15 protein-coding genes are annotated in these 16,388 nt (G+C 54.8%); 10 read left to right on the top strand and 5 right to left on the bottom strand.

All coding sequences use genetic code 11. The annotated features are described in order from the left end of the window. Positions 1 to 15 precede the first annotated feature (15 nt). Both KOI40_RS00830 and KOI40_RS00825 read right to left on the bottom strand, forming a co-directional pair. The gene (locus KOI40_RS00830) at positions 16 to 1,248 is read right to left on the bottom strand and encodes a hypothetical protein (RefSeq protein ID WP_216095516.1); all 1,233 of its coding nucleotides are present in this window, start codon (positions 1,246 to 1,248) and stop codon (positions 16 to 18) included. Continuing rightward, on the bottom strand, positions 1,220 to 1,585 hold the full coding sequence (locus KOI40_RS00825; protein ID WP_216095515.1) for a hypothetical protein: 366 nt from the start codon (positions 1,583 to 1,585) through the stop codon (positions 1,220 to 1,222). The genes KOI40_RS00830 and KOI40_RS00825 overlap by 29 nt, the downstream gene beginning before the upstream one ends. Before the next feature lie 282 nt (positions 1,586 to 1,867). Here KOI40_RS00825 and miaA point away from each other — a divergent pair, with 282 nt between their 5' ends. From miaA to KOI40_RS00780, 9 genes are all read left to right on the top strand, one after another. Further along, positions 1,868 to 2,845: a tRNA (adenosine(37)-N6)-dimethylallyltransferase MiaA gene (miaA, locus tag KOI40_RS00820; protein WP_216095514.1), complete on the top strand. Its 978-nt coding sequence runs from the start codon at positions 1,868 to 1,870 to the stop codon at positions 2,843 to 2,845. Between the two features lie 142 nt (positions 2,846 to 2,987). Beyond that, the gene (gene hfq, locus KOI40_RS00815) at positions 2,988 to 3,242 is read left to right on the top strand and encodes an RNA chaperone Hfq (RefSeq protein WP_216095513.1); all 255 of its coding nucleotides are present in this window, start codon (positions 2,988 to 2,990) and stop codon (positions 3,240 to 3,242) included. Positions 3,243 to 3,259: 17 nt separating this feature from the next. Continuing rightward, a complete protein-coding gene (hflX, locus tag KOI40_RS00810) occupies positions 3,260 to 4,564 on the top strand; it encodes a ribosome rescue GTPase HflX (RefSeq protein ID WP_216095512.1) in 1,305 nt (434 codons plus the stop codon). A gap of 215 nt (positions 4,565 to 4,779) precedes the next feature. Further along, a complete protein-coding gene (hflK, locus tag KOI40_RS00805) occupies positions 4,780 to 5,928 on the top strand; it encodes an FtsH protease activity modulator HflK (protein ID WP_216095511.1) in 1,149 nt (382 codons plus the stop codon). Between the two features lie 2 nt (positions 5,929 to 5,930). Then, complete coding sequence (hflC, locus tag KOI40_RS00800; RefSeq protein ID WP_216095510.1) at positions 5,931 to 6,815, top strand: protease modulator HflC; 885 nt, start codon at positions 5,931 to 5,933, stop codon at positions 6,813 to 6,815. A 231-nt stretch (positions 6,816 to 7,046) separates the two neighbouring features. Beyond that, entirely contained in the window at positions 7,047 to 7,232 is a 186-nt protein-coding gene (locus KOI40_RS00795) for a DUF2065 domain-containing protein (RefSeq protein ID WP_216095509.1), read from the top strand. A 52-nt stretch (positions 7,233 to 7,284) separates the two neighbouring features. Beyond that, positions 7,285 to 8,466: an ATP phosphoribosyltransferase regulatory subunit gene (locus KOI40_RS00790; protein WP_216095508.1), complete on the top strand. Its 1,182-nt coding sequence runs from the start codon at positions 7,285 to 7,287 to the stop codon at positions 8,464 to 8,466. Positions 8,467 to 8,497: 31 nt separating this feature from the next. After that, positions 8,498 to 9,790: an adenylosuccinate synthase gene (locus KOI40_RS00785; protein ID WP_216095507.1), complete on the top strand. Its 1,293-nt coding sequence runs from the start codon at positions 8,498 to 8,500 to the stop codon at positions 9,788 to 9,790. Positions 9,791 to 10,226: 436 nt separating this feature from the next. Next, positions 10,227 to 11,189: a LysR family transcriptional regulator gene (locus KOI40_RS00780; RefSeq protein WP_216095506.1), complete on the top strand. Its 963-nt coding sequence runs from the start codon at positions 10,227 to 10,229 to the stop codon at positions 11,187 to 11,189. A gap of 7 nt (positions 11,190 to 11,196) precedes the next feature. Here the strand turns inward: KOI40_RS00780 and hisA are convergent, their stop codons facing one another. Continuing rightward, the gene (gene hisA / locus KOI40_RS00775; RefSeq protein ID WP_216095505.1) at positions 11,197 to 11,961 is read right to left on the bottom strand and encodes a phosphoribosylformimino-5-aminoimidazole carboxamide ribotide isomerase; all 765 of its coding nucleotides are present in this window, start codon (positions 11,959 to 11,961) and stop codon (positions 11,197 to 11,199) included. A gap of 213 nt (positions 11,962 to 12,174) precedes the next feature. Between hisA and KOI40_RS00770 the strand changes: the two genes are divergently transcribed. Next, entirely contained in the window at positions 12,175 to 12,798 is a 624-nt protein-coding gene (locus KOI40_RS00770) for an MliC family protein (protein ID WP_216095504.1), read from the top strand. A gap of 9 nt (positions 12,799 to 12,807) precedes the next feature. Here KOI40_RS00770 and KOI40_RS18785 read toward each other — a convergent pair whose 3' ends face one another. Then, positions 12,808 to 13,686, bottom strand: a complete 879-nt coding sequence (locus KOI40_RS18785; protein ID WP_216095503.1) for a transglutaminase family protein — start codon at positions 13,684 to 13,686, stop codon at positions 12,808 to 12,810. 1 nt (position 13,687) lies between these two features. Further along, on the bottom strand, positions 13,688 to 16,255 hold the full coding sequence (locus tag KOI40_RS00760; protein WP_216095502.1) for a circularly permuted type 2 ATP-grasp protein: 2,568 nt from the start codon (positions 16,253 to 16,255) through the stop codon (positions 13,688 to 13,690). Positions 16,256 to 16,388: the final 133 nt, after the last annotated feature.

Below are 16,388 nucleotides of genomic sequence, written 5' to 3'. Positions count from 1 at the left end.
TCCATGTGTGGTCGTCTAAAAACGGTAACTGACTTCCGCTGCAATCATGGTCCACTTTTTACTGGCTTGTGAAAGGTCGTTGTCATTATACGATAACCAGGCTGTGCCCCGGACATGATGAGCTTCCAAAGCCAGGTGCCAGTGATCATCCGGTTCAAATTTCACGCCGACTGTCGTATCAAAGGCATACTGGTTGTGAGCTGGATTGCCAGTGGCTGCTGCATATTTTTCACCATCCTTATCGTCAGTGTTGCGATAGAGAATGTCCCGTCGAATGTAGACCTGCAGTTGCGGGTTGATTCGGTAGTGAATCGATCCGTACATGCCCAGGCTGTCGTACTCTGTACCTCCTCTGGGTGAGCTGTCTTTACGACGCAGATTCCAGTCCAGAATTTCGCTGGTAAACTGCCACTGGCCGTAGTTAAACTCTATAGACCAAATGTTGATTTTTGTCCTGGTTTTGCCCGGGTATCCATTCAGTGGTGCAGTCATTGTGACGCCAGGAGACACCGTGATTTCTCGAGTGCCAGGATCCGGTGTGAATTTTACAAGTGTTTCGGCGCGGGTGTAGGCCAGCCTGAGCTTGCCGCCGTAAGATTCCGTCATTATCCGGAAAATTCTGGCATCTTTCCCTTCAAAATCCCCCTTGATACCCAAGGGGATTGTAAACTCATTGGCGGAAGCTTCGGTGAATAAGGGCTTGCCGCTCAGAGCATCAACCTGAATCAGGTGTTGTCCCCAGTACCAGCTGCCGTAAAGTGATATGGAATCCGAGGTATGAAAAACATCTCTCAGGGAATCGTAGTAAACCGATTCCGGCAACAGAACGGAGGATCTGTTGGCAGCAATATCACGGGTGTCGGTGAAGAAACCGTAAGGGTTTTTGATGCGGCCGGCTCTGATGCCCATTTGCCCCTGAAGGTTGTCAATCAGGTTGAAATCGATCATGGCGTAATCGGTGTAGACTTTGTCGGGTGAGGTTTCACCCGCCTGACGGTAAATGGCCTGAGCGGAAAAACGGAGTCTTTTCGTTGCGTCCCAGCTAACGCCACCGATGACGCTGTTAAAATCCCAGCTGACGTCTTCGCTGTTGCCGAAAAATTCATTCTTGGTGGTGTAGATGGCTCCCTGGCTGATGTAGCCGTGCCAGTTCCAGTCGTCGGCTCGGGCGATGTCCGGTTGCAGCAGGAAAGACATGGCGAGTGCCGCTGGCAGAAGTTTATTGCAGTGAGAAGTAAATAAGCTCATCGCTGACTTCTCCTGTGTTGCTTGAAAGAGGTAAATAGCCAATGCTGCCGGGAGTGGCCATGAGTTTTTGACGCATGTCAGTTACCGATCTGACTTCAACAGGCGCGCGTCCGATGCCGGTATAGACTTGCCGGTTCCAGTGTCGTCGCAGTTGATGAGGCAATAGTTTGAGAGTCTGCACGACAAAGTTTCGGTGCAGGTCGTTCTGGTCGGGAAGCACAAATACCGTGATGTCACTGCCGTCCTGCCAGTGTTTAACTCTCATGGTAAAAATGGCCCGGGCCTCATTGAGTTTCAGGTGTTCCAGGTATGGTGGGGGATGTAACGCGACCAGCACCTTCTGTGCTGGAATCTCGGATGCCTGGACAAGGCATGGCCAGCTCAGGAGTATCAGTATGCAAGGTAGAGGGCGGAGCCAATGTAAGAAAAGTGCCGTCAAAAGTTCTTCCTTGTGCTGACAGACTTTGAGTGCCAGATATTATTGCTGTTCTTGCGTCAGTGTAGTCTAAATACTCTACCGAGTTTACTCCTTTATAGATTGGGGTGGGAGTGACTCATGTGGCTTGTTAGAATGGCGCGTCTGCAAGTGTAATACAGCTTGCTTTGAAGGTTATATATTATGTCCCGTTTTAACAAACCGCTGCTGATTTTTCTGATGGGACCCACCGCCTCAGGTAAGACGGATCTCGCGATCGCCTTGCGAGAAGAGTTACCGGTGGACATCATCAGTGTGGATTCTGCTCTGGTGTACCGTCAGATGGATATTGGCAGTGCCAAGCCCAGTGCACAAGAGCAGGCGCTGGCACCCCATCGACTGATGGATATTCGTGACCCGAGTGAGCCTTATTCTGCGGCAGAGTTTCGCGAAGATGCTCTGCGGGAAATTGAAGACATTGTCGCTCAGGGGCGAATACCGCTGCTGGTGGGCGGCACCATGATGTATTTCAAAGCACTGCTGGAAGGCTTTGCCGATATGCCCGCTGCTGATCAGGAGGTCAGAGCCGCTATCGAAGCCGAGGCTGAGAAGTTGGGTTGGCCGGCCATTCACGAGCAGCTGGCAGCTGTCGATCCGGAATCTGCCGCTGCGATCCACCCTAACCACTCGCAGCGACTCAGCAGAGCGCTGGAAGTGTATCGGGTATCCGGCAAAACCATGACTGAACTGCGTCAGCAGCAGGATCGTCAGGCGCAGGATCTTCATCAGAGATTTCATGTCGTACAGGTGGCGATTGCTCCGCGTGATCGGGCGGTGTTGCATGATCGCATTGCCAGGCGCTTTGAGCTCATGCTGCAGAACGGCTTTCTGGAAGAGGTCCGGCGGTTATACAATCGCGGTGATCTGCACCCGGACCTGCCGGCGATTCGCGCGGTGGGATACCGTCAGGTTTGGGATTATCTGGCCGGAGAGTGCACTTATGACGAAATGGTGACGCGAGGGGTTGTGGCTACCCGTCAACTGGCCAAGCGTCAATTAACCTGGTTGAGGGGGTGGGATCAGCTCAATTGGCTCTATACGGACACCGAGGAGGGCCAATTTCTCAAAAAAACAGTTCTTATCAAGGAATTTCTGAACTTTTTACCCGAAACGCCCCTATAATAGGGGCTGCACCTATAATTGTTAGGTGTACAGTCAGTTTTTATAGTCATTTTTATTAACGCTTACTTGCCGCCCGGCTGAATTTAGACACAACCGGATTTAACGGCAGCTTGTAATTGCTATTCAGCAAAGGAGAACCATTATGTCAAAGGGGCATAGTCTACAAGACCCTTACTTGAACGTTCTGCGAAAAGAACGTATTCCCGTGTCCATTTACCTTGTTAACGGCATCAAACTTCAGGGGCAGGTTGAGTCATTTGACCAGTTTGTTGTTCTGTTGAAAAACACCGTCAGCCAGATGGTCTACAAACATGCAATTTCTACCGTCGTTCCTTCTCGCGCAGTGCGTGTGCCTATGCTGAACCCTCAGGGTGAAGGCGAAGAGGGCGAAGGCTAAACTTTTGAGGTACGTCGTTGTTCTTTGATCGTCCCGACTCCGGTGAACTGGCTGTGCTGGTTCATTTGGAGTTTCCCCAGCATACCGATCCCGATGATCCCCGTGAATTTGAAGAACTGGTGTTGTCAGCAGGTGGCGACCCCGTCGATTTTATTACCGGTCAGCGGTCCACTCCCCATGCCCGCTATTTTGTCGGAACCGGCAAACTGGAAGAGCTGAAGCAGTGTGTGCAATTGCACCAGGCAGAACTGGTGATCTTCAATCACAATCTCTCTCCCAGTCAGGAGCGCAACCTGGAACACGAACTCAAATGCCGTGTTTTGGATCGCACCGGCCTGATTCTCGATATCTTTGCCCAGCGTGCCCGAACCCACGAAGGTAAATTGCAGGTTGAGCTGGCGCAGCTGCGTCATATGTCGACCCGGCTGATTCGTGGCTGGACTCACCTTGAGCGGCAAAAAGGCGGGATTGGTCTGCGCGGGCCGGGTGAAACCCAGCTTGAGACCGACAGGCGTCTGTTGCGTGGCCGTATCAAAGCCATCGAGAAGCGCCTGGAAAAGGTGCGCCGTCAGCGTGATCAGGGGCGTCGTTCCCGCCGTCGGGCAGAGGTGCCCACCGTCTCGCTGGTGGGCTACACCAACGCTGGCAAATCCACGTTGTTCAACAGCATTACCGATGCCGGCGTCTATGCCCAGGATCAGCTGTTTGCGACCCTGGATCCAACCATGCGCCGCATCTCGCTGCCGACACTGGGCCCGGCAGTGCTGGCTGACACCGTAGGGTTTATCAGTCACCTGCCTCACCGTCTGGTTGAGGCGTTCCGTGCTACATTGGAGGAAGCGGCCAGTTCGGATTTGCTGTTGCACGTCATTGATGCTGCAGATGAAGAGCGTGCCCGCAACATCGAACAGGTGGAAGAGGTGTTGCAGGAGATTGGCGCGGCTGAACTGCCACAGCTGCGGGTGTACAACAAAATTGATTTGCTGGAGGATTTTGGTCCGCGTCTCGATCGCGATGACGAGGACAAGCCCGTGGCTGTCTGGCTGTCGGCTCACTCGGGTGAAGGCATTGATTTGCTATTTGAGGCGGTGGCCGAGTTGCTGGGTGAAGAGCGGGTGCTGGAAACGCTGTGTCTGGAACCGTCCCAGTCCCGTTTGCGGGCCAAATTGTACGAGTGCAATGCGGTGACAGAAGAGCATTACACCAGTGATGGCGGCATCGAGCTGGCGGTTAACATCCAAAAAGCGGATTTGCTGCGTATTCTCAGTCAGGAACATCTATCTTTTGAGTCGCTGAACTGGCAGTCTCGCTCTGCGGGCTGATGTAAGACCGCTTCAGTCAGTGCCGGTCAGTAAAGAAGCGTTGGGCTGAACGGCTAGAGGTAAAGCAGTTCACCTTTCTGTGGATAGCTTTGTTAGAATCGGTGCAAAGGTACCCTGACCGGTACGGTAACAGATAATCATAAGCGACCGGACGTGAGTCCCTGAAGGATAACCGTCGGGTTGCTGAAACGGATTGACATTAACGGAGAGTGACTATGGCCTGGAATGAACCGGGTGGAAATAATCAAGACCCTTGGGGGGGCAAGCGTGGCAATGACGGCCCTCCCGATCTCGATGAGGCACTGAAAAAGTTTCAGGAGAAACTGGGTGGTATTTTTGGTGGAGGCAACAACGGCGGCAGCTCTCAGGGCGGCGGTTTAAGCGGCTCTGCCATAGGGTTTATATTGGTCGTTGTGGCTGTGGTCTATGGCCTGTTTGGCTTTTATCAGGTCAACGAACAGGAAAAAGCCGTGATTCTGCGCTTTGGTGTGTATTCCGGTACCGCAGACGCGGGCCTGCACTGGAATCCGCCGCTGGTGGATAATGTGACCAAGGTAAACGTCACCAAGGTTCGCTCACACAGTACTCGCGGCGAGATGCTGACCCAGGATCTCAACATTGTTGAGGTCAACCTGTCTGTCCAGTATCGCATCGGCGATGCCAAGAGTTTCGTGCTGCGTGTTCGTGACCCGGAAGCCAGTCTGGCTCAGGCCATGGACAGTGCCCTGCGTCACGTAGTGGGTTCAACCGAGATGCACGAAGTGCTGACCGAAGGTCGTGAGCAGATGGCCATCGATGTACAGACTCGCCTGCAGGACTACCTGAACGTCTATGAGACCGGTATTGAGGTCGACAAGGTGAACGTCGAAGAAACCACCCCGCCCCGTGAAGTTCAGGCCGCGTTTGACGATGTGAACAAGGCGCGGGAAGACGAAGAGCGTCTGAAAAACGAAGCCCAGGCTTACGCTAACGGCATCATCCCTGAGGCTCGCGGTGCCGCTCAGCGTGTTATCGAAGAAGCGATGGCCTACCGCGAGCAAAAGGTCGCCGAAGCGGAAGGTGAGGCGAAACGCTTTGAGCAGCTGTTGTCAGAGTACAAGAAAGCTCCGGAAGTGACGCGTGAGCGTCTCTATCTCGAAGCTGTGCAGGATGTTATGGCCAGCAGTTCCAAGGTGCTGGTCGATGTGAAAGGCGGTAACAACATGCTGTATTTGCCGCTCGATAAAATGATGAGTGCCCAGCCTTCCGTGACCAGTTCCTCGACCGTGTCACCGGCTGTGATCCGTGAGATCAGTGACAAGGTGGTAGAACAATTGCGTCGTGAATCGATCAGCAACACGACTCGTCGCAGGGAGACTCGTTAATTATGAACAACAAAGTATTTAGCATCGTTATTGGTGCGTTGATCCTTTTCTTTGTGGCTTCCAATACGCTCTTTATTATCAAAGAGACAGAGCGTGGCGTGATGCTGAAGTTTGGTAAGGTCGTCAACGCGGACATTCCGCCGGGTCTGCATTTCAAGATTCCGATGGTGAACGAAGTGCGCAAATTCGACGGTCGGGTGCTGACACTGGATGTACGTCCACAGCGTTTCCTGACGGTTGAGAAAAAAGGCATGATCGTTGATTCCTATGCCAAATGGCGGATTAAAGACGTCAGCACCTACTACACCGCGACTAACGGTGAAGAGGCGACGGCCGTGCGCAACATGGACCAGCGCATCAACGAAGGTCTGCGTAACTCCTTTGGTGAGCACTCCCTGCAAGAAGTGATCAGTGGCGAGCGTGATCAGCTGATGGTCGATCTGACGGAAAGTCTCAACAAGCTGACCCTGGAGCGTTACGGTATCGAACTGATTGATGTGCGGATCAAGCGCATCGACTTGCCAGAGCAGGTCAGTGAGTCCGTGTTCAACCGGATGAATACCGAGCGTGAGCGTGAAGCCCGGGAGCACCGCTCGAAAGGTAAGGAGCAGGCAGAAGTGATTCGCGCCGATGCCGATCGTCAGCGCACCATCCTGGAGGCGGAAGCCTACCGTGATGCCGAGCAGCTGCGTGGTGAAGGTGATGCCAAAGCCGCCGCCATCTACTCGTCAGCCTACAGCCAGGATCCGGAGTTCTACAGCTTTGTCAGAAGCCTGACGGCCTATCGTGAGAGCTTCAAGAACAAAAGCGACATGATGCTGGTGGACCCTGACAGCGACTTTTTCCGCTATTTGAAAGACAGCTCGGGTAAGCCAGCTGGCAACTAGGCCAGTTTGATTGTTACCCGACCACCATCGGTGGTAGAATGCATCAACCGGGCTCCTGTGGGCCCGGTTTTTTTGTGCCACCTGCACAGGTAAATGTCTGAGGATATGAGCCTGGCACCGGACGTTGTTAACATCGCCTTCGGGTCGGTTGAGCACAGTTTTTGATTGATTGAGTGTTTTGATGCAGGCGTTTTGTCAGGTCGAGGCACTTTAAGGTATGAATCGCACCCTATGTGGGAAGAGATAGGAAAAGCATTTTGTTTGATGCTGGTCTTTGAAGGCATCATCCCGTTTCTGTACCCTCAGCGCTGGCGCAAACTGGTCTCATCACTGGCTTTGGTGAACGACAGCCAGCTGCGAATGATGGGATTGCTCAGTATGTTACTGGGCGCAGGCCTGCTATACCTGATCCATTGAGTTTTAGATTCACTACGTGTTTAAAGACAAGCTAAGAGGCTGACAACCGATCATGACCTACGCTGACCGTTGGTTATTGCCTGATGGCGTCGAAGATATTCTTCCCGAGAAGGCTGTACGCATTGAATCCCTGCGTCGCCGTCTACTGGATCTCTATAGCCGCTGGGGCTATGAGCTGGTTATCCCCCCGTTAATCGAATACACCGACTCACTGCTGATCGGTCTTGGACGCGACATCGACCTGATGACCTTCAAGGTGACCGATCAATTGTCCGGTCGCACTCTGGGTATTCGCGCAGACATTACTCCGCAGACCGCCCGTATCGACGCTCATAGCCTCAAGCGCAGTGGTCCGGCCCGTCTGTGTTATGCCGGTCATGTGCTGCATACCCGTCCCAAATCACCACTGGGCACCCGCTCTCCGATACAGGCGGGTGTCGAGCTATACGGTGAAGCCAGTGTCAATGGCGACATCGAAGTGATCTCCCTGCTGTTGGCGTCTCTTCAGGCGTGTGGCCTGGAACAGTTGAACATCGATCTGGGGCACGTCGAGATTTACCGCACCCTGGCTGCCGAAGCGCAGCTGGACAAGGGGCAGGAACGCGCCTTTTTTGATCTTCTGCAGACCAAGGCGACGTCCGATATCAACACCTGGGTCGACAAGAATGTGGGCTCAGCGGAGATTGCCGCTATGCTTAAAGCACTGCCGACGCTGGCGGGCAGCCGTCAGATCCTGTCTGAGGCCCGTCAGATTCTGGCCAAGGCTCCTGCGGCAGTACAGGAGGCGCTGGATACACTGGACGCGATTGCGGCGGTGGTTTCCGAGCGCTTCCCGCAGTCCAATCTGTACTTTGATCTCAGCGAGTTGCGTGGTTACAACTACCATACCGGAGTGGTCTTCGCGGCCTTTGCCCCGGGTTATGGTGCGTCGATTGCCAACGGCGGACGCTACGATCACGTGGGCGAAGTATTTGGTAACGCGCGCCCGGCCACCGGTTTTAATGTGGACATCACCGCCATTGACGGTTTGGTGAAGGCGCCTGCTGCAAGCAGCGGCGCTATCTTTGCGCCGGCAACGGACGACGGAGCCCAGTGGGATACCGTCAACCGTTTGCGCGCCGAGGGAGAAGTCGTTGTGTGTGGTTTTGAAGGGCAGAGCGTGGCGGATGTCAACGCGGACTGCGATCGTCAATTGGTGTTTGAGGCGGGCGAGTACCGCGTCAGGTCCCTATAATTTGTTAATCCTTTAAAGAGTTATTGTAGCAATGGGCAAGAACGTCGTTGTGTTAGGCACCCAGTGGGGTGACGAAGGCAAAGGTAAAATCGTTGACCTGCTGACCGATCAGGTTTCTTTAGTTGCACGCTTCCAGGGCGGCCACAATGCGGGGCACACCCTGGTTATTGACGGCAAGAAAACCGTCCTGCACCTGATTCCTTCGGGGATTCTGCGTGAAGGTGTCACCTGCATGATCGGCAATGGTGTGGTACTGGCGCCTGACGCCTTGCTGAAAGAAATGGCAGGTCTGGAAGAGCAGGGTGTTCCCGTACGTGAGCGTCTGCGTCTGTCGCCAGCTTGTCCACTGATCCTGCCCTATCATGTGGCTCTGGATCAGGCCCGTGAGCTGGCTCGCGGCAATGCCAAAATCGGCACCACAGGTCGTGGCATTGGCCCCGCCTACGAAGACAAGGTCGCCCGTCGCGGTCTGCGTCTGGGTGATTTGATGAATGAAGAGCGCTTCGCTGAAAAGCTGAAAGAAGTACTCGAATATCACAACTTCTCACTGCAGCACTACTACAAAGTCGATCCGCTGGACTACGACAGCGTATTGAAAGACGCGCTGGAATGGGCCAAGCAACTGCGTCCTATGGTGGCGGATATCACCGATATGCTGCACACCGCCCGTGAAGCCGGTGAAAGCATCATGTTTGAAGGCGCCCAGGGTTCGCTGCTGGATATCGATCACGGTACCTATCCTTTTGTGACCTCTTCCAACACCACCGCTGGTGGTACGGCTACAGGTTCCGGCTTTGGTCCGCTGTATCTGGATTATGTGTTGGGTATTACCAAGGCTTACACCACTCGTGTGGGTGGCGGACCTTTCCCGACCGAACTGTCCTGTGCAGTGGGTCAGCACCTGGGCGAAAAAGGCCATGAATTTGGTGCCACGACCGGTCGTCAGCGTCGTACCGGCTGGTTTGACGCCGTTGCCGTCCGCTACGCCATCCGTATCAACAGTATTTCCGGTCTGTGTCTGACCAAGCTGGATGTGCTCGATGGTCTGGAAAGCGTCAATATCTGCGTAGGCTATAAGGATGCCGACGGTAATGACATCAGTGTGCCGTTTGACGCAGAGGGTTGGGAAGACGTACAACCGGTCTACGAGACCATGCCCGGCTGGACCGAGAGCACTGTTGGAGCAAAAACCTGGGATGAGCTGCCAGCCAATGCTCAGGCGTATATCAAGCGTCTGGAAGAGTTGGTTGGAGCGCCGGCGGATATTATTTCCACAGGCCCGGATCGTGTCGAAACGATTGTTCTGCGCCACCCGTTTGATTGATTGGTGTTTGGATACAGACACAAAAAAGCCGCCTTTGGGCGGTTTTTTTTTGCCCGCAGATTTGACTGGGCGACGGGTAAAAAAAGCCCACTAAACCGTGGGCTGAGAGAGTTGTTGTAAAACAGACTGTTGAATATCAGGCTTTGTGATTGGTTGCTGGCTGATTGGCGTCACGCAGGTCGTCATAAGCAACAGCGCCCAGTAAGGCCAGATAGATGCTGAAAATAAAGTATCCCATGATTAATCCCTCACTATGGTGGAGTGTTTGCATCACTTGTGTTTCTCAGGTGGTGCTCTGTGGAAGTCTTAACTTCGGGCTTCCTGATTGCTTGGAAAGAAGTATAAGAATCGGTATGCTATTCTTCAAATGACTTAGCTTCTACGTTACCATGAATTCTATTCATTATATGGGCGGGGGATTGTTCGCGGTGATGCTATGGATCTGAAGCAATTGGCGCGTGTCGACCTGAATCTGCTGGTTACCCTTCAGGTGTTGCTGGAAGAGCGCAGTGTTTCGAAGGCTGCCGAGCGCCTGTTTTTAACCCAGTCGGCCATGAGTAAATCATTGGGACGCCTGCGCGAAATGTTTGATGACCCTCTGTTTACGCGCAGTGCGGCGGGTATGGTACCCACCCCCCGAGCGCTGGAGCTCGCTGCCCTGTTGCCCGAAATACTGGATCAGCTGCAGCACTTGATTGAACCTGGCCTGTTTGACCCTCTTCATTTCAAAGGGGAGTTTATCGTGGTGGTGCCTGAGTTTATCGGCTTTTGGGCGCTGCCGGAATTGATGGCCAGGCTGTCTCGGTTGGCACCGGGTGTACGTTTGAAAACGGTCAGCAGGGCAGAGCGCCAGCTGGATTTGCTGGCCAGCGGTGAGCTGGATTTTGCGATTCAGGTCGAGCAGAGTTTTTACCCGCCTGAGGTGACCACGACATCCCTGGGCTCTGCAGCACCGGTGATGTTTGCGCGCAAAGGACACCCACTGGAAGGCAAGAAGCTGACTTGGGAAATGGTGACAGAATACCCCCACATGCAGTTGTTTATGCCGGACTTGAAAGAGTCTCTGGTGGTGCAGCAGGGGGACAATGCTTTCATTCGAAACGAGGCGGTGGTGACGCCGCAATTTGAAACCGGTCACCTGTATACCGCCTTGCAGGTGCTCAAGCGCACGGACTACCTGTTGCCTGGGCCACCGGTATTTATGGCCGAGACAAGTTTGAGTGCTGGCATTATCAGCTTGCCATTGCCGACCGAGGAAAACCTTCAGGTGCGGTATGTATTGGCTGAGCACGCTCGGGTGAAACATTCGGCTCCGCATCAGTTTCTGCGACAGCAACTGATGGAAACCGTGGACTATTATCGCTCAATGCGTTCTGATCATCAGAACGCGACGAATTGACAGAGGATCAGTCCCGTCGTTCCTGATTCCAGTTGACGCAGGCTTCCAGCGTAACCCCCTGACCACCAAAAATATCCAGTGCGCTGCCGATGGTGAGATCCACCTTGCCCTGCGACAGGCGTTCGACTAACTCCAGATCCTCCAGGGTGCGGGCACCGCCGGCGTAGGTCACGGGAATCGGGCAGATGTCTCCCAGCAGTGAGACCAGCTCTTCATCAATGCCGGCTTGCAGGCCTTCCACATCTGCGGCATGGATCAGAAACTCGGCGCAGTGCTTGCTGAGTTCTTTGAGTGTCGCTGCATTAATGCCGGTGCTGGTAATGGTTTGCCAGCGATTGGTGGCGATGTTCCAGCCGGTGGGGGTGCGCCGGCAACTGAGGTCTAGCACCAGTTTTTCAACGCCGGTTTCAGCCTTGATTTTTTCCAGCCGATCCCAGGAAAACTCGTCGTTTTCAAACAGGTAGGACGTCACAATCACATGGGAGGCGCCAGCCTGCAGGAATTCAGTTGCGTTTTCGGCATTGACGCCCCCGCCGAACTGAAGGCCGTTGGGCCAGGCTGCGAGTGCTTTGAGCGCCTGCTCCTTGTTGCCGGGTCCGAGGGCAATAACATGGCCGCCATGCAGTTCGTACTGATGATAGAGTTCGGCGTAATAGCCCGCATCGTAGGGACTGATGTAATTGGTTTGAGCGCCATCATCATTCAAGCTGCCGCCGACGATTTGTTTGACCTGACCCTGATGCAGGTCGATACAGGGGCGAAATTGAGTCACGAGGGATTCCTTAACGATGAGCGGGCTGCAATTATAGTCAAAGTCGCCAGGTTAATGAATGGCGCTGTCGGCAACCTTCAGAGGATCTGTCCTATACTCACAGACACTCTGCAGACTTTGAACTCATCTGAGAGAAACAGACCGGCCCCTGGTCGGCGTTACTGCTGCCCAGTTGAGACCCATCGATTTCAGAATCACAGGATTTTTATTGTTATGCCAAAGCTCACCACCTCTTCCGGAAATTGTTTCCCCGCCTCTCGCGCCTGGTCAAAATCGCTGCTGATGATCATGGGGTTCTGTTGTGTGTTGATGTTGTGGGGATGTGCCTCCAGTGAAACCGAATCCACCACCGAGGCAGGCGAGGCTTCCGCTGGCGAACAAGCCTACGACTCAAACAGTTGGAAAACGGTTATCGCGAAAGATTGCCAGCGTTTCACCGACGGTTGTAACAATTGCGTGCGCAATCTGGAATCCGGTGTGGCGGCCTGTACTCGCCGGGCATGCGTCGCCTATTCGAAGCCAGAGTGTCTGGATGGATTGATTTCCGGCTCTGCCGGTACGCAACCGAAGATCGTGACTTACCGGTGCGAGTCTGACAATCAGCTGGTGGTGTCCTACGGTCGCTATGATCACAATGGCAAGTCGGTCGAGCTGCAGCCGGGGCAAATTATTCTGCGTGATGTTCATGACGGCAGTGCGCATCTGTTGAACCGGGTGCGCAGCGCGTCGGGTGAACTCTATCAGGGACGCGGACTGGAATTCTGGAGCAAGGGGATTGAAGCCATGTTGCGTCGCAATGGCCGGCCGGTGTATCTGGCCTGTGTGCAGGAAAGGTAAGCGGCCGGTTTAGAGCCGGGCAACGTCTACCGAGACATTCAATGCCGGGCTTTTGCCGCCGCCAAAGATAACGCCTTTTAATGGTGTGACGTCGTAAAAGTCTCTTCCCCAGGCGGTAATGATGTGTTGTTCCGATACCAGGCAATCGTTGGTTGGGTCGAACTCGAACCAGCCTTCGGACGGTGAATACACCGAAATCCAGGCGTGACTGGCGTCGGCTCCCACCAGTTTTTCCTTGCCCGGAGGCGGCAGTGTTTCCAGATATCCGGAAACGTACTTCGCCGGAAAACCCAGTGCCCGCAGGCAGGCAATCTGTAAGTGGGCAAAGTCCTGACACACGCCCTTGCGGGTTTTCAGCACTTCTTCCAGCGGCGTGGCAATGGTGGTCGATTGCGGTGAGTAGGTAAACTCGCGAAAAATCCGACTGGTGAGATCCATAACTGCCGACAGCAGAGGTCGGTCTTTTTCGAATGACGGTGCCGCGAAGTCTCGCAGTTCGTCGCTGGGTTTGATCATCGACGAATCAATAAGAAATTCCCGAGCGAGCAATGAGTCCGGTTGGGTTGCGTTGTTCAGTAAGTCCCTGGCCTGTTCGCAGGTGGTGCCAAAGTCCAGATTGATGGCGGTGTGCTGGGGGCCGGTTTCCACTTCGCTGGTGGCGGTGATTACCAGTTTGTTGTGGGGACGCTGAATTTCAAAATGGTGGGCAATGTTGCCAAAATAATCTTCCCGGGTGGTGCTGTGAGCCGCCACCGGGCTGATTTTCATGCTGTTGTTCAGTCGCGTCTGGCGCAGGGTGGTGCGCGGGATCATGTGTGCCAGATTGTAGCAGTGCGACACACGGCCACTGTAAAGATACTCGGTGATGTGTTTAACCCGGTAGCGCACGTCAGTTGTTCTCCCAAATACTGCTGACCAGTTGTTGTGAGGTCTCACGGTGATCGAAATACTTGTCGCTGATGAGATCGCTGATGGTGTTAAGCGATTTTTTCAGGGTAATCAGCATTTGTTTCAGTTGTGTCCTCTCGCCGTCTTCGCGGGCGCTGAGCTCGGTCAGCAGAGACAGCTTGACCAGTGTTTCAGCCTGCAGGGTGGCACGCTCTTCCGGAGGCAGTTCGTGGCGATTGTCCGGTGCCCGGGGCAGCTCGCGGATGTGGTGGCTGAGCTGCTCCAGCTGATGCAGCAGTGACCGTGGGTTACTGGTATCCATCATCACCAGATCCAGTGTGGATTGAACCCCCATCCTTGCCCGGTAGCGGCGACGATAGCTGATCAGCCCCTCCAGCGATAACAGCAGGGTTTGCAGCAACACGTTCTGGTCGGTCTCCGGCGTTTCGGGAACCACCAGACAGCGAATGATGGTGGTGGTCTGCAGCGCCCGCTCCAGGCGACGACCGATATCCATAAAGCGCCAGCCAAAGTCGCGGGTCATGCTCTCGTGAGCCAGACCGGACAGTGCCATCAGGGCGGTTACCAGCGGGTCGAGAGCTTCTTCCGGGGCCGAGGCCATGCCCACGCCACTCAGCAGGTCGGTATCCAGTTCGGTCAAACCGTCGCGAATGTCGTTAATAACCCGCAGCGTATCCGAGGACAGCAGCTCTTTGGATTCGTCCGCGCAGTAGAGCATGGCATTGAGATTGGAGCGCACACTGCCGCTGGAGTTGCTGTCGGCAACGACTCTCAACAGCTCTTTTTCCGGCTCCTGAATCAGGGCGTCATTGCCCGAGGTGAAACCGGGTTGGGTGGCCGTGACAGACGTGACACTCTGCAGCAGCAGGCGCCGGCAATTGTCGGACACAGGCTCTTCGCCGTTGAGCATCATGAACACGGTGCGCAGCAATCGCAGGGAGGCCTCTGCGCGCTCGGCGTAGCGTCCCATCCAGAACAGGTTTTCCACCACACGGCTGGGGAAACTGATGAGATCGGCTTCCCGCACCAGACTGACCGGTGCTTCATCGGCGGGCATGGCGCCGGTGTCATGAGGCTCCGAGCTGATGATCCAGGTGTCTTTACTCTGGGCGCCGGATTGGTTGGAAATCTCCACCGAAGTCTCTTTCACGCCCACGCGGGTGAGGCCTCCCGGCATGATGCTGTAGGAACCGGAGTGCGCCACGGCAAAGCTGCGCAGTAACGCAGGACGGGGCAGCAGCTGGCCCTTGTTGTAGGTGGGCAGTTGCCCGGCTTCCAGCAGCGGTTGAGCGACAAACTGCATGGGTTGCTGTTGGATCTGATCGCGCAGATCCTGCTGTTGCTGTCGGGTCAGGTGGCGACCGGACACACTGCCCATGTCGGCTCCGCGAAACGTGGGTTTAATCACCAGGGTGTCGAGGTGATTGAGCACGTAATCCAAATCCTGCGGATCGCCACACCAGTAGTTGTCGACGGTTTGCAGGCGCAACTCCCGCCCCAGCAGGGCCTTGGAAATGCCGGGCAAAAATTTCAGCAGTACCGGGTTTTCCAGAATGCCTGATCCCAGCGGGTTGGCGATGGCGACGCGGCCGGAACGGGCCACATCCAGCAGATTGGGGACGCCCAGTTGCGAGTCGCTGCGCAACTCGACCGGATCGCAAAACAGATCGTCAACGCGGCGCAGAATGACATCCACCCGACTGAGGCCGTCCAGGGTTTTCATCCAGACATAGCCATTGCGGACAATCAGGTCGCCACTTTGAACCAGATGCAGCCCCATGTAGTTGGCGAAATAGGCGTGCTCAAAATAGGTTTCGTTGTGTGCCCCAGGGGTCAGGATAACCACTCGGGGCTGTTCCTGATTGGGTGACAGTGACACCAGTTTGGCGCGCATTTGCTGGAAAAAACTCGCCAGCCGGTGCACCTGGCTGTTGCGGAACAGGCTGGGCAATACCCGCGACATTACGGTGCGGTTTTCCAGTGCGTAGCCTGCGCCGCTGGGTGACTGGGTGCGATCCGTCAGCACACACATATTGCCGTCGGCGCCGCGGATCAAGTCCACCGCGTGCAGGATGAGCTGATGTTCACCGGGCAGCTGAATGCCGTGACAGGCACGCAGAAATCCCTTGTGGCTGAACAGGGCCTCCGGGGGAATGACGCCGTGACGGATCAGGTTGCGGGGGCCGTAAATATCTTTAAGCAGCAAGTTAAACAGCTCGGCCCGTTCCTGCAGGCCGGACTCGATGGTGGCCCACTCGGAGCTGCTGATCAGTGAGGGCACCAGGTCCAGCTCCCAGGTGTTGCTGGGGGCGGAGGGGTCGCTGTAAATATTGTAGGTGGCACCGTCATCGCGCAGGATGCGGCGAGCCTTGTTGATGCGATCTTCGAACGTCGTGCGGCCAATGGCGTGGAAGCTGTTGAGTAATTGCTCCCAGTGGGCCTTGGTTTTGCCTTCGGCATCAAAAACTTCATCCCGCAAGGAACCGCTGGGGCGGTACACCAGTTCTTCAGGCTGTAAGGTACTGACTTGGCTGGAGGACTGAATCACGGGGTTTCCTGTTTACGCAATGGATAGCAAAGAATTCGGTTTAGCACTATATATCATGAATTTTTCATAATGTGCCGCTATTAAGGTGTGGTCGTCATTCAATGATAGCAGCCGTCCCGGCTTCGTAGCGGCG

The sequence above is a fragment of the Pseudomaricurvus albidus genome, assembly GCF_018863235.1.
GTDB lineage: Bacteria > Pseudomonadota > Gammaproteobacteria > Pseudomonadales > Cellvibrionaceae > Pseudomaricurvus > Pseudomaricurvus albidus.
This window is presented reverse-complemented; position numbering and strand designations above follow the sequence as displayed.